Origin of the sequence: Arthrobacter sp. 1088, from assembly GCF_031455315.1 — a bacterium.
Classification (GTDB): Bacteria; Actinomycetota; Actinomycetes; order Actinomycetales; family Micrococcaceae; genus Arthrobacter.
Window position 1 is genome coordinate 139,177 of record NZ_JAVDSM010000003.1, and the last position, 12,881, is coordinate 152,057.

The following is a 12,881-nucleotide window of genomic DNA, read 5'->3' on the forward strand; positions in this document are numbered from 1 at the left end:
GTTAGCGCTGTACGAGTGTCATTTCAAAGCTGTAGGAATCGGCGCGGTAAACGTGGTGTCCGGTTTCAACCATGCGTCCGGTATCGTCCACCGCGGTACGTTCCATGGTGACCAAGGCTGATCCGACCTCGGCTTCGAGGAGTGGGGCCTGGTAGTCATTGGCGATCATGGCGCCGATGCGCTGGGATGCCAATCGGAAGTTCACGCCACCGCGGCGAAGGATGGAATAGAGTCCCTCGCTGGAGAGCTGGGCTTCATCCATGCTGGTGATGTCGTCACGGACCCAGTTCTCCATGAGCGCCAGGGGTTTGCCGCCAACTTTGCGGAGACGGGTGAAGTGGTAGACCTTTGACCCGGGCGGCAGCTGAAGCGCGGTGAGCGTTGCGGCGTCGGCCTCCACGTGGGAGAAGCTAAGCACGTCCGTGGTGGGCTTCTTGCCGTTGTTACTGAGGTCATCAAAAAGGCTGGAGAGCTCCAGTGGCCGCCGGACCTGGCTTGAAACAACCTGCGTTCCCACGCCGCGCTTACGGACCAGGAGGCCCGAACGGACCAGTTCGTCCATGGCCTTTCGCATGGTGGGGCGGGACAGATTGAGCTGTGCAGCAAGGTCGATCTCGTTGTCCAACCGGCTGCCCGGCTCCAGGACGCCGCTGTGGATGGCGGCTTCGATTCCCTGGACCACTTGGTGGTAGAGCGGCACCGGGGACGAACGGTCGATGCTGAGGCTGAGTTGGTTCGCCACTGGTTTCTCCTAGCCTGCGGAAGCCCGGCCGGGAAAAGCAGTATCCCGGCCGGATGGATGAGTATGTCCGCTCATGTTCTCTTGATAGGACATACTGCCTTTTTCTGATAATAGCAGCCGGGCTGTTCTGGTCAAGGAAGTGGCTTCAGGCCCTGCGTGGTGTCATCTACTCGAGGAGCTTACGTTAAAACATCCTAATGTCAGGACAAAGTATTGACAAAGTGTGAGACGAGTCACCATGATCGAGGTAGCAGGCGATCCGGGCACGAGTCCCCGGACGCCCGAAGCTGACATCAAAGGAGATAACGGTGGCAAAATTCTCGTGGCGCAAAGCGGCGGTCGTCGCAGCAGTGGTTCCATTGGTGGCCCTGAGCGCCTGTTCGAGCCAGGGCGGAAAACCGGCAGATTCCGGGGGAGGTGCAGCCGCCGGGCAGGTGGCCAGCACGGCGCGCATCAAAGTAGCCCTTATTACGCATGCGGCGGCCGGGGACACGTTCTGGGATATTGTCCGCAAGGGCGCAGAAGAAGCATCGAGCAAGGACAACGTAGAACTCCTGTACACAAGCGATCCCGAAGCCGGACGCCAGGCGCAGCTTGTTCAGCAGGCCATCGACCAGAAGGTGGACGGCATTGCTGTCACGCTGGCAACCCCGGACGCCTTGAAGGATGTCCTGAAAAAGGCCACCGCTGCGGGCATCCCGGTTGTGAGCCTGAACGCCGGTGAATCCGTTTCCAGCCAGCTGGGCGCTTTCACCCACTTCGGATCGAACGAGCAGCTTGCAGGCGAAGCGGTGGGCACCCGCCTCGCTGCAGAAGGCTACAAGCACCCCGTTTGCGTCATCCAGCAGCAGGGCCACGTCGGTCTGGAAGCGCGCTGCGCCGGCGTGAAGGCAAAGGTGCCGGCAACGGAAATCCTCTACGTCGATGGCAAGGACATGACCGCGGTCCAGTCGACGGCTACAGCGAAACTCCAGGCGTCCAAAGATGCCGATGTGATCATCGGTCTTGGCGCCCCCATCACCCTCACGCTGCTCAAGTCCGTCACTGACGCAGGCAGTTCGGCCAAGGTGGCCAGCTTCGACCTCAATGCCGATCTCGCCCAGAAGATCGTTGACGGCCAAGTGATCTTCACCGTTGACCAGCAGCCATGGCTTCAGGGCTACATGTCTGTCGATGCCCTGTGGCAGTCAAAGCGCGGCGGCTTCAAGATCGGCGGCGGCCAGCCTGTCCTGACCGGGCCAACCATCGTGGACAAGACCAACGCTTCAGATGTCCTCAAGTTCGCCCAGCAGGGCGTCCGCTAGATCCAGGCATCCGGCTGCGCGGCGGGGAACCGTCGCGCAGCCTGACCAACAAGGAGTCATTCCTATGGCAAATACAACAACTCTGCCGCCGGCGGGGGCCAAGGCCCCTGGCGACGAACGGGTCGGACGCCGTAGTCCGATCCAAAAGTTCCTGGCGAGACCCGAGGTCGGTGCACTGGTCGGAGCCGTAGTTCTTTTCATTTTCTTCGCCTCCGTTTCCCAGACGTTCACGCAACCGAACGCGCTGGCCACCGTGCTCTACGGTTCATCGACCATTGGCATCATGGCAGTAGGGGTTTCCCTGTTGATGATCGGCGGTGAGTTCGACCTTTCCACAGGTGTGGCCGTGATCTCCTCCGCCCTCACCGCCTCGCTCTTCAGCTGGAACTTTTCACTGAATGCATGGGTTGGTGTCACGTTGGCACTGGTTGTCTCGCTGGGCATTGGATTCATCAACGGCTGGATTCTCGTCAAGACCAAACTTCCGAGCTTCATCGTTACCCTGGCGACCTTCCTCATGCTGACGGGCCTCAATCTGGCACTCACCCGCCTTATAGGCGGCAGCGTCTCCTCGCCGTCGATCTCCAAGCTGGACGGGTTCGAATCGGCACGGGCGGTCTTCGCCTCCTCCATCAGCATCGGTGGAGTGGAAGTCAAGATCACGGTGTTCTTCTGGATCATCCTGGTGGCAGTGGCATCGTGGATCCTGTTGCGCACCCGCGTAGGCAACTGGATCTTCGCCGTGGGCGGCGACGCCAATGCTGCCCGCGCAGTTGGTGTCCCGGTGACCAAGACCAAGATCGGCCTCTTTATGGCTGTTGGTTTCTGCGGCTGGATCCTGGGCATGCACAACCTCTTTGCTTTCGATGCCGTGCAGTCCGGTGAAGGTGTTGGCAACGAGTTCCTCTACATCATTGCTGCCGTCATCGGTGGGTGCCTCCTGACAGGCGGCTACGGCTCGGCCGTAGGTGGCGCTATCGGTGCGTTCATCTTTGGCATGGCCAACAAGGGCATCGTGTACGCACAATGGAATCCAGACTGGTTCAAGTTCTTCCTGGGCTTGATGCTCCTGCTGGCCACCATCGTGAACCTGATCGTCAAGCGCCGGGCAGAGCTCAAGTAAGGGGCCGGAACAATGAACGCACAACAGATCGACCAGCAGACATTGCTGAAAAACGAGAAGGACCCGTTGACGCACACACCCGTGCACCTGCTTTCGCTCGAGGGAGTAGGCAAGCACTACGGCAACATCATCGCCCTGCGCGATGTAACCATGGCGGTGGACAACGGCCGGGTCACCTGCGTCCTGGGAGACAATGGCGCCGGAAAGTCAACGCTGATCAAGATCATCGCGGGCCTGCACCAGCACGACGAAGGCACCTTGCAGGTGATGGGCGATGACCGGAAGTTCAATTCACCAAGGGACGCCCTCGACGCCGGTATCGCCACCGTGTATCAGGACCTGGCTGTGGTTCCATTGATGCCCATTTGGCGGAACTTCTTCCTTGGCTCGGAACTGATCAGCGGATTCGGTCCGTTCAAGAGCATGGATGTCCAGAAGATGAAGGACATCACGCTGAAGGAGCTGGCCGAGATGGGCATCGACCTCCGCGACGTTGACCAGCCCATCGGCCAGCTCTCGGGCGGCGAGCGCCAGTGTGTCGCCATCGCCCGGGCCGTGTACTTCGGCGCGAAGGTGCTGATCCTGGATGAGCCCACAGCCGCCCTTGGCGTGAAGCAGTCCGGCGTGGTGCTTCGGTACATCCTGCAGGCCCGCGACCGCGGCCTCGGCGTCATCTTTATTACCCACAACCCGCACCACGCCTTCCCTGTGGGGGACCGCTTCCTGCTGCTCAAGCGCGGCAAGTCGATCGGCTATTACGACAAGAAGGACATCACCTTGGATGAGCTGACGGCCCAGATGGCCGGCGGTGCAGAGCTGGCGGAGTTGGCCCATGAGTTGGAGCAGCTCGGCGGGCATTCCGATGCGCTTGAAGAGGTCAAGGCCGAAGTGGCGGGTGTGGCTGATGCTGCCCCGGAGGGTGCCACGAAGCGGCACTAGGCTTGTTCGGCGGACTTCTGCCCGGAGTGCCTGATGGCTCCGGGCGGAGTCGTGTCCGGTTCCCTTAGTGAACCGCCGACGTCGTGCCGCGGAGTACAAGCGTCGGCTCAATGAGCTTCCGCTCCGGCTCCAGCGTTGGATCTTCGATACGGGCCAGCAGCCTTCGCGCTGCGTCCACGCCCACAAGGTCGCTTCGGTTATCGATGGACGTGAGGTCCAGGAAGCGCGACTTGGCCAGCGGGGAGTTGTCGTAACCGATCACCGAAATGTCGTTGGGGACTGAAAGTCTGCGGGCCTTGATGGCGGCGAAAGCGCCGAGCGCCATGGTGTCGTTGGCGGCGAAGATCGCTGTGGTGTCCGGGTGGTGGTCCAGAAGCCAACAGGCGGAGCCGTATCCGTCTTCTTCCGAGGTTCCTGCAGACTCGCCGATGACGACTTCGACGCCGGCAGCCTCCAGGGCGCGTTGGTAACCGGCGCGCCGGTGTGCTGACGCGCCGTCGGACCCTGAAAGGTGGCCGATGCGGCTGTGGCCCAACCCCAGTAGGTGGTCCGCTGCCATGGAGCCCCCGCGGTCGTCGTCGTTGGTTATCAGGTCCGCACCTGTCGGGATGCCCTTCCGCCATCCGGCAACCACGGTGGGGACCCACGTTTTGGTGAGCATGGACTCGCTGGGTTCGGCCGCAAGGACCAGGGCATCCACGTGCATGGCCAGCAGGCCGTCCGTCGCTTCCTTGATGCGGTTCTCTCCTGGCCGCGAGTCCGCGAGCATGACCTGGTAGCCGAGGTCTGAAAGAACCGATTCCATCCCACGGAGGAGGTCTACAAACCAGAGATTCCGGTAATCGTCGATCACCAGGCCAATGCTCTTGGTGCGGTTGCTGGCGAGGGTTGTGGCAGCGCGGCTGGGCCGGTAGCCAAGATCGTGGATGGCCTTTTGGACGGCGTCCCGACGCTTTTCACTGATCTTCCCCGGGTCCTTGAGGAACAAGGAAACCAGCGACGGCGAGACTCCGGCCTGGGTGGCGACGTCGTAGAGGGTGGGGCGTCGGGTATGTGCGCTGTTCAACGGAATCGGTGTGCCTTTCTTGTCTGTCCTTGAGGATAGTCGGTTAAGGATTGACAGGACATAAAGACATAGCTACGCTCAAACCCAGTGCAAAAATTGTAGCGCTACAAAATGCCGTCCTGCGCCCCGCGCGGCGGCGAAATTTCAAAGGAGAAATCAATGGCTGAAAGCCTCGGCGTCGCCGTCATCGGTGCAGGCATGGCGGGCAAAGCGCACGCTGCTGCATACCGCACGGCATCTGCCCTCTACAGCCCCGTGCTGCCCCCGGTCCGGCTGGTCTCGATCGGTGACGTCAACGCCGAATTTGGTTCCCTCGCTGCCCGCCGTTTCGGGTATGAACGCAACGACACGTCATGGCAGGCCATCGCAGAAGCTGACGACATCGACGTCGTCAGCGTGGTCATCGCCAACTCGCTGCACCGCGAAGTGGTGGAAGGCCTGCTTGCTGCCGGCAAACACGTTCTCTGCGAAAAGCCCCTCAGTGACACGTTGGAAGACGCCCGCGCCATGGCTGACGCTGCCCGCGCTGCTGAAACCCGTGGAACACTTGCCCGTATCGGCTTCACGTTCCGCCGGACTCCGGGTATCGCTTACATCCGTGACCTGATCCGCAGTGGCGTCCTGGGTAATGTCCTGCACTTCAGCGGCCGGTACTGGACCGACTACGGCTTCAGCCCTTCGGCTCCCATGAGCTGGCGCTACAAGGGCGGCCCCGGCTCCGGTGCGCTTGCCGACGTCGGAAGTCACCTGACGTATGTCTCCGAATTCCTGTGTGGCGACATCAAGTCCATCAGCGGTGGCCGGCTCGCCACGGCGATCGACAAGCGGCCCCTGCCTCTCGCGGCCGTCATGGGCCACGACCACGTTGCCGTCAGCGACACGTTCGAGGCCGTCGAGAACGATGACTACGCGGCCTTCAATGCAGAGTTCGCGAATGGTGCTGGAAGCTTCGAAGTTTCCCGCGTTGCAGCCGGTCACGCCAACGGCCTCCAGTTCGAGGTCTTCTGCGAGAACGGCGCCGCCAAGTTCGACCAGCGCCGGCCGTCCGAAATCCAGCTGTTCCTCAACGATGGTTCCGGAAATGAAAACGGCTACCGTCAGGTCAACCTCGGCCCCGGCCACCCCTACATCGCCGGCGGCCTCGCCATGGACGCCCCGGAAGTTGGCTTCGGCCAGAACGACGCCTTCGGCTACCAAGCGCGGGCATTCCTCGAAGAGGTCGCAGGCCTCAACGAAGAATCATCCCTGCCCCGCTGCGCCACCTTTGACGAAGGTGTCCGCAACATGGAACTCCTCGGAGCCGTCACCGAATCCGCCCTTAACAACGGAAAGAAGATCACGCTATGAAGCTCGGCGTCTACAACGCGATCCTGCACGACCGTCCGCTCCCGGAAGCACTGAAGGTCATTGCCGATCTGGGCCTCACGGGCATCGAGGTCAACACCGGTGGGTTCCTGCCTGCCGTGCACGTCCCCACTTTTGACCAGATCCTGGAAAGCGACGCTGCGCGCGACGACTACCTGGCGATCTTCGAGGGCACCGGCGTTTCCATCGCCGGACTGAACTGCAACGGCAACCCGCTGCACCCCAAGCGGGAAATCGGCGAAAAGCACGCGGAAGACATCCGCCGCTCCATTCGTTTGGCCCACCGCCTCGGCCAAAACCGCGTGGTCACCATGTCCGGCCTGCCCGGTGGCGAGCCTGGCGCCACCACCGTCAACTGGGTGGTCAACGCGTGGAACTCTGCGGCCCTGGACGTGCTGGATTACCAGTGGAGTCTTGCTGCGGAATTCTGGAAGGAAACCGACCGCCTCGCTGCCGATCACGACGTCAAGGTGGCGCTGGAACTGCACCCGCAGAACATCGTCTTCAACACGGCCGATGTCTACAAGCTGATCGAGCTCACCGGCGCCACGCACGTGGGCGTGGAGCTGGACCCTTCACACCTGTTCTGGCAGCAGATGGACCCGGTGGCCGTGGTCCGAGAACTCGGGCCTCTCGTGTTCCAGGCCGCGGCGAAGGACGTCCGCGTAAACACGGAGAACGCCGCGCTCTACGGCGTGCTGGACAACAGCTTCCGCCGGCTCTCACCGGATGAGCCCCGCACCAATCTGGGCGGCGACGAGTGGGCCAACGAATGGCCCAAGAACTCCGCCTGGGACTTTGTTGCCTTGGGCCGCGGGCACGACACAGCGTTTTGGACCGAGTTCCTCCGTGCCCTTTACGAGGTTGACCCCAACATGCTGGTCAACATTGAACACGAGGACGTTTCCCTTGGCCGCATCGAAGGACTTGAAGTTGCGGCAAAGGTCCTTAAGGAAGCCGACGCGGCACTGAACGCTTCTGCCGCTAGTGTCATTTGACAGGACAAACTGACAAGGTTTAGTGTCGCCTCAAGAATCCCTCTTAAGACTCAACTTCTGCTGCACTGACGGAGACAGATAATGATCAAGCAAGTGACCCTTGGCCTGGTGGGTGTTGGCCGGATCGGTGTAATGCATGCCAGGAACATCACCGCGCTCAACCAAGTCCTGAACCCGGAGGGTGTCCAGGTCCAACTCAGGCTGACCGACGTGGCGGAGGAGCACGCCCGTTCTGTCGCCGCTGACTTTGGAGCGGAATTCGTGGCTTCAGTGGCGGAGCTGATCTCTTCAGGTGTGGATGGTCTGGTGATCGCCACCGGCACGGCGACACACCCGGACCTCATCCGCGCGGGCGTCGATGCTGGGATTCCGGTGTTCTGCGAGAAGCCCGTGGCCGTGAATGTGGCGGAGTCCTTGCCAGTCCTTGAGTACATTCGCGACAAGGGCGGAACCGTGCAGATCGGCCACCAACGCCGGTTCGATGCCGGCTACCTGGAAGCCAAGCGCGCCTACGAAGCCGGGGAGTTGGGCTGGATCCACTCCGTCCGCGCCCTCACCTGCGATATGACCCCGCCGCCCGTTCAGTTCCTGGCAACCTCGGGCGGGCTGTTCCGGGACTGCTCCGTCCACGATTTCGACATCCTTCGCTGGCTCACGGGCAAGGAAATTGTGGAGGTCTATGCCAAAGGTTCCAACAACGGGGACCCGGCAATCGGTGAGGTGGGCGACGTCGATACCGCCCTGGCGGTAGTAACGTTCGACGACGGCACGGTAGGTACGGTTTCGGCCAGCCGTTACAACGGGGCCGGGCATGACGTGCGGCTGGAACTTCAAGGCTCGGATGGCTCGGTGGTGGTTGGCATGGATGACCAGATGGCTGTCCGTTCAGCTGAGCCAGGGGTTGCGTTCCCGTCCGGCAAGTCCCATCAGACCTTTGCTGAGCGCTTCGACCAGGCGTACCGTTCCGAGATGGCTGCGTTCGTGGAATTGGTCCTGGGAGAGCGCAAGAATCCATGCACGCCCGAGGACGCCGTCGCTGCTTCCAAGGTTGCTGACGCGGCCCAGGAATCCCTCGAAACCGGCGTCCCGGTCCGCGTCGCCCCCTGATCTTCTCTCACATTCTGCGGCCTTTTTCCCATCGTTCTCTCACATCCTGCGGGCTTTTTCCCATCGTTCTCTCACATCCTTGGGGATTGCCGGCTTTCCTCTCTCCCTTGCTTCAGGAAAGCCACGACGCCGGCACTTGGCCCTGGTGCCGACGTCGGGTCCTACCGCGCGCGGGAGCTGCGAGAGGATCGGCCGAAAGGGGGTCCGATGTGCGAGAGGATCGGCCGAAAAGGGGGCCGATGTGCGAGAGGATCGGGGAAAAGGGGGGCTGATGTGCGAGAGGATCGGACGTAGCTGACGCGGGCCGGATGAGTCTGGGGGAAAACTCCGACCCGCGCCAGGTCTATGGGGGCTGATCAGGCGATGACCTTCATTGCCTGCCAACCCGAGCCGAGGCTGACGGGCGGAACGTTGCTGAGCGTTCCGCTTCCCGATCCGGGATAGAGCCACAAAGTGTCTCCGATGCGGCCTACGACGTCGTTCTTGCCGTCGCCGTCAAGGTCCCGTGGTCCGGCCAGCGCAGTGCGGGTTCCCCAGCCCGTCCCGATCTGCGTCCATTGCAGCCAGCCCCCGGAACCATTGCCCGGATATAGCCATAATGCGCCTGTATCGGTGCGCCGCGCCAGTACATCTGCCTTGCCATCACTGTTGAAATCGCCGGTGCTGAAGATGGCGTTCATGACGCCCCAACCCCAGCCGACTGTGTAGGGAGTCCGCTGTCCTCCAGCACCATTTCCTTCATACAAGCGGAGGTCGCCGTTGCTGCGGCGTCCCATGAAATCGGGTATTCCGTCACCGCTGAAATCGCCTGGTGAGAAGAGCTGTGTCATGGTGCTCCAACCGGTGCTGACTTGCTTCCGTGCGCCAAAGCTGCCGGCACCGTCACCGGGGTAGAACCACAGTACGTCCCCGGATCGTGCCAGGACGTCCGGTTTTCCGTCGCTGTTGAAGTCGCCAGGGGTGATGGTGTCCGTGTTGGTTGACCAGGCCGGTGCAGGCAAGGCGAGTTGCCTGGGGGAGAGCCCGCCCGCGCCGTTGCCCGGGTACAGGTACAGGTTGCCGGCGGTGTCAGCCGCAAGGACGTCAGCGCGGCCGTCCCCGTTGAAGTCATGGGCCGACGGCGGTCCGGCTATGGGAACGGTGTACGTCTGGGTACCAACGGAGGACGTGTTGCCTGCCGTGTCCACGCCTATGTATTTCAACGTCAGCGTGGAGCTGCCCATGATGATCGGGCTGGAGTACTTGATGTTGGAAGCAGACTCGGTGGCCGTGGGGGTGCTGCCGTCGGTGGTGTAGTAGATGGCCGCCCCAGGCTCGTTGGCTGTCAGCGTGATCGTGGCGCCGCTGGCCAAGGCCCGCGAGGTGGGACTGGCCGTCACTACCGGAGCTGTCGTGTCCGGCGGGATCGTGTAGGTCTGCGTTGCGATGTCGGAGGTATTTCCGGCCGTATCCTTGGCAAAGTACTTCAGGGTCATGGGGTCCGGCCCATTGAACGTTATCGGCGCGGTATACAGCAGGCCGGCGGTGAGGGGATCGGTGCCGTCCGTGGTGTAGCGGATTTCCGCCGGTTCGTTGGCGGCCAAGGTGATGGTGGTACCCGCTGCGTAGGCACCGCCCACAGGGCTGGCTGTCACCACAGGCTTGGTGATATCAGGGCCTGTCGAATACGTCTGGGTGGCCACGGCAGACGAATTATTCGCGCCGTCAACGGCGAAGTACTTCAGGGTCATCGGGCCGTTCAGCGGGATGGGACTGGCGTACTTGCTGCTCGCCGTGGTGGGGTTGCTGCCGTCCGTGGTGTAGTAGATCGTCGCCGTCTCATTGGCGGAGAGGGTGATGGACTGGCCCACCGCGTATGTTCCACCCGGAGGTGTTGCCGTGACCACGGGGGCGACGTTGTCCGTTCCGAGATAGGCCTCGAACTCGGCCAAACCGGCGTTGGTGGTGGTGGAGCTGACTGAGGTGATGTTCAAACGGACCGAGCTCACGGTCTTGGACGGGAAGTTGATGGTGAGCCCGGAGCCGTTGTTGGGAAGCGCCGGGACTGCCACAGTGCTTCCATCCGAGAACAACAGGTTTCCTCCGGTCACTTGGTCGGAGAGGAGCGGCCGGTCGAACAAGGTCACCGAGTTGATGGTCCTTGTGGGGGAGAAGTTGTATTGAATCCAGCTGCCCGCCTTTTCAGCGGCTGTCACCCATTCACGCGTTGCGTCCATGGGGGTGCCCCACGCATACCCGTCCCGGGCTTTCTCCGGGCTCTGGGCTGTTGCTTTCTGGGATGACGCGGTGACGGTGGTCCCTGCCGATTTCGCAGCGTTGCCCACCCACTCAATGGCTGTGATGTATTGCCGTTTCAGCCACTCATCGTACGGGGAATCGGGGCATCCTTCGCCGGGACTGCTGCAGATGTACATGTCGAAATCCGCGAACCGCACGAAGGTGTCCACTTTCGTGGTGAGTTCGGCACCGGTCACGTTCTGGGGGTACTCGTCAATCACGTAGGCGTCGTAGGCCAGGGAGGTGTGTGGGCCGGTGTAGCTGCGCGTAGCCAGTTGGGCGAATTTGGCGGTTGCCCAATGGTCGCTGTGATCGTAGGGGCTGTTGAAGTTGCCGGTCCAGTCCTGTGTGCGGAACGTGGTCGGTTGGAAGTTGGCCACCAACCGGTTCAGTGCGGTCTGGAACTGCGACTTGGTAAAAGTGGCGGCGTTGTCCACGGGCCTGATGGAGGAAAGCCGCCCGTCCCACAGTTTGAGGATGCTTTGGTCGTTGTACGCCGCACTGCCGTCACCGTTCGGGAAACCATCGGGAAGGCGCATGAACACCACCGAGATATTGGGTGCACCATTGAGGGTTTGCATGGTCAGCGGACGGTTGGGAACCCCTGCATCCGAGGTGGTCCACGAATCAGACACTCCCGCCATCTTGGAGTAGCTGGCCCTGATTCCAGCTTCCAGGCTCTTCCAATACACGGCACCCTCGCCAGCCTCGCCCGCCGTGGTGAATACCGTTTGGACGCAGCGTTTGGCCTGGATGTCCCTCATGAAGTCCGGACTGAGGAAAAGCAGGTCATCGTCCGTGTGAGCCACGATCTGCATGGCCCCGCCGGTTCCTGCGCACGGCGGAACGGCCGCCGACGCAGGGGCGATGGAAAATGCGACGAGTCCCGCGAAGGCCAAAGCCGGAGCAAGCATCAAGCCCAGGAAGCTGAAGAGACGGGGTTGCCGATTCGGACGACGGACGTATTTTGGACGGTCCACAACCATGCTCCTTTGAGCAGATGTTGGGCCCCCCAGCCGGCAAACTTACGACGCCCACGGGACGTCATTCGAATGGAGTTATGCGCTGGCCGAGCTTTCAGCAGAGCTGAAAGCGATGCAGTGAGCGCTACTGTACTCCTCCAGGCCGGGCCTGGGTAGGGTTCCGGCACACTTCCACGAACGCCTTAAAAGGTGCCAGCCGCTCGTTATCGGGAAGCTGGGACGCCTCCGGATGCCATTGCACCGAGGCAACCCAACGGGAAGGGTCTTCAAGCGCTTCCACGGTGCCGTCGTCGGCGATCGCTGTAACCACCAGACCTTCGCCCACCCTGGCCACCGCCTGGTGATGCCCCGAAGCAATCTTGATGGAAGTCCCCTCCGGAGCGCCATAGAGCGCGGCGGTCTTCGATCCTGGTGCAAGCACAACGTCATGCCATGCCCACTCACCGGCACTGGGGTCGTCCGGATCCAAGCCGTTGTGGTTCACGGCAGACGGTGCCATGTCCTGGATCAACGTCCCGCCGTAAAGCACGTTCAACAACTGGTGGCCGCGGCAGATCCCCAGCAGCGGAAGGCCGGCGTCGATCGTGGCCCGGGCGACGTCAATATCCAGGTGGTCCTGTTCCGGGTTGACGTCATACACCGAATCCTCCGGGTCCTGGCCATAGAGACGCGGTTCCAGGTCCCCGCCACCGGGCAGCAGCACGCCGTCGAGCGTTTTCATGACAGAAGCCAGACGCCCGGCACTGTCGGCCGACACGGGGGTCAGCAACACCGGCTGCGCACCCGCTTCACGGAGCAAATCCACAATAAATGTGAAGAGTTGGTTGGCTTCGCCCACGCGGGCGTCGGGATTGTCCGAGCTGCTAAGGCGAATCGGAACTCCGATACGCGGCCGGGCGCCAGCGCCGCCCTCATCTGAAGTCTTCATGCTTCATCATGCAACGGAACATCGCCCTGCGCGTAAACGGGACTCAAGC

Annotated in this window: 10 protein-coding genes; 6 read left to right on the forward strand and 4 right to left on the reverse strand. The window is 62.0% G+C overall.

All coding sequences use genetic code 11. The annotated features are described in order from the left end of the window. Position 1: 1 nt before the first annotated feature. Positions 2-742 (reverse strand): GntR family transcriptional regulator, encoded by a 741-nt coding sequence (locus J2Y41_RS05620; protein WP_224093760.1) that lies wholly within the window; start codon positions 740-742, stop codon positions 2-4. Positions 743-1,050: 308 nt separating this feature from the next. Between J2Y41_RS05620 and J2Y41_RS05625 the strand changes: the two genes are divergently transcribed. The 3 genes from J2Y41_RS05625 to J2Y41_RS05635 all read left to right on the forward strand — a co-directional run bounded on the left by J2Y41_RS05625 (position 1,051) and on the right by J2Y41_RS05635 (position 4,108). Next, positions 1,051-2,046 (forward strand): substrate-binding domain-containing protein, encoded by a 996-nt coding sequence (locus tag J2Y41_RS05625; protein ID WP_224093762.1) that lies wholly within the window; start codon positions 1,051-1,053, stop codon positions 2,044-2,046. Between the two features lie 64 nt (positions 2,047-2,110). Beyond that, positions 2,111-3,169, forward strand: coding sequence for an ABC transporter permease (locus tag J2Y41_RS05630; protein WP_224166587.1), 1,059 nt, complete (start codon positions 2,111-2,113; stop codon positions 3,167-3,169). Positions 3,170-3,181: 12 nt separating this feature from the next. Further along, entirely contained in the window at positions 3,182-4,108 is a 927-nt protein-coding gene (locus J2Y41_RS05635; RefSeq protein WP_224093764.1) for an ATP-binding cassette domain-containing protein, read from the forward strand. Between the two features lie 64 nt (positions 4,109-4,172). Here J2Y41_RS05635 and J2Y41_RS05640 read toward each other — a convergent pair whose 3' ends face one another. Further along, entirely contained in the window at positions 4,173-5,174 is a 1,002-nt protein-coding gene (locus J2Y41_RS05640) for a LacI family DNA-binding transcriptional regulator (RefSeq protein WP_396133473.1), read from the reverse strand. A gap of 159 nt (positions 5,175-5,333) precedes the next feature. Here J2Y41_RS05640 and J2Y41_RS05645 point away from each other — a divergent pair, with 159 nt between their 5' ends. The 3 genes from J2Y41_RS05645 to J2Y41_RS05655 all read left to right on the forward strand — a co-directional run bounded on the left by J2Y41_RS05645 (position 5,334) and on the right by J2Y41_RS05655 (position 8,644). Beyond that, positions 5,334-6,521, forward strand: coding sequence for a Gfo/Idh/MocA family oxidoreductase (locus J2Y41_RS05645; RefSeq protein WP_309926987.1), 1,188 nt, complete (start codon positions 5,334-5,336; stop codon positions 6,519-6,521). Next, positions 6,518-7,537 (forward strand): sugar phosphate isomerase/epimerase, encoded by a 1,020-nt coding sequence (locus J2Y41_RS05650; RefSeq protein WP_309926990.1) that lies wholly within the window; start codon positions 6,518-6,520, stop codon positions 7,535-7,537. The genes J2Y41_RS05645 and J2Y41_RS05650 overlap by 4 nt, the downstream gene beginning before the upstream one ends. An 81-nt stretch (positions 7,538-7,618) precedes the next feature. Then, positions 7,619-8,644, forward strand: a complete 1,026-nt coding sequence (locus tag J2Y41_RS05655) for a Gfo/Idh/MocA family oxidoreductase (RefSeq protein ID WP_309926992.1) — start codon at positions 7,619-7,621, stop codon at positions 8,642-8,644. A gap of 356 nt (positions 8,645-9,000) precedes the next feature. Here J2Y41_RS05655 and J2Y41_RS05660 read toward each other — a convergent pair whose 3' ends face one another. Together J2Y41_RS05660 and J2Y41_RS05665 are read right to left on the reverse strand one after the other, a co-directional pair. Further along, a complete protein-coding gene (locus tag J2Y41_RS05660) occupies positions 9,001-11,901 on the reverse strand; it encodes a chitobiase/beta-hexosaminidase C-terminal domain-containing protein (RefSeq protein ID WP_396133474.1) in 2,901 nt (966 codons plus the stop codon). A 127-nt stretch (positions 11,902-12,028) separates the two neighbouring features. Continuing rightward, complete coding sequence (locus J2Y41_RS05665; RefSeq protein ID WP_309926998.1) at positions 12,029-12,832, reverse strand: gamma-glutamyl-gamma-aminobutyrate hydrolase family protein; 804 nt, start codon at positions 12,830-12,832, stop codon at positions 12,029-12,031. Positions 12,833-12,881 lie beyond the last annotated feature (49 nt).

What these genes read in the sequence shown, in the direction of transcription:
- J2Y41_RS05630 (WP_224166587.1), top strand. Translation starts at nt 2,111, where the DNA reads ATGGCAAATACAACAACTCTGCCGCCGGCGGGGGCCAAGGCCCCTGGC.
- J2Y41_RS05635 (WP_224093764.1), top strand. Translation starts at nt 3,182, where the DNA reads ATGAACGCACAACAGATCGACCAGCAGACATTGCTGAAAAACGAGAAG.
- J2Y41_RS05645 (WP_309926987.1), top strand. Translation starts at nt 5,334, where the DNA reads ATGGCTGAAAGCCTCGGCGTCGCCGTCATCGGTGCAGGCATGGCGGGC.
- J2Y41_RS05650 (WP_309926990.1), top strand. Translation starts at nt 6,518, where the DNA reads ATGAAGCTCGGCGTCTACAACGCGATCCTGCACGACCGTCCGCTCCCG.
- J2Y41_RS05655 (WP_309926992.1), top strand. Translation starts at nt 7,619, where the DNA reads ATGATCAAGCAAGTGACCCTTGGCCTGGTGGGTGTTGGCCGGATCGGT.
- J2Y41_RS05665 (WP_309926998.1), bottom strand. Translation starts at nt 12,832, where the DNA reads ATGAAGACTTCAGATGAGGGCGGCGCTGGCGCCCGGCCGCGTATCGGA.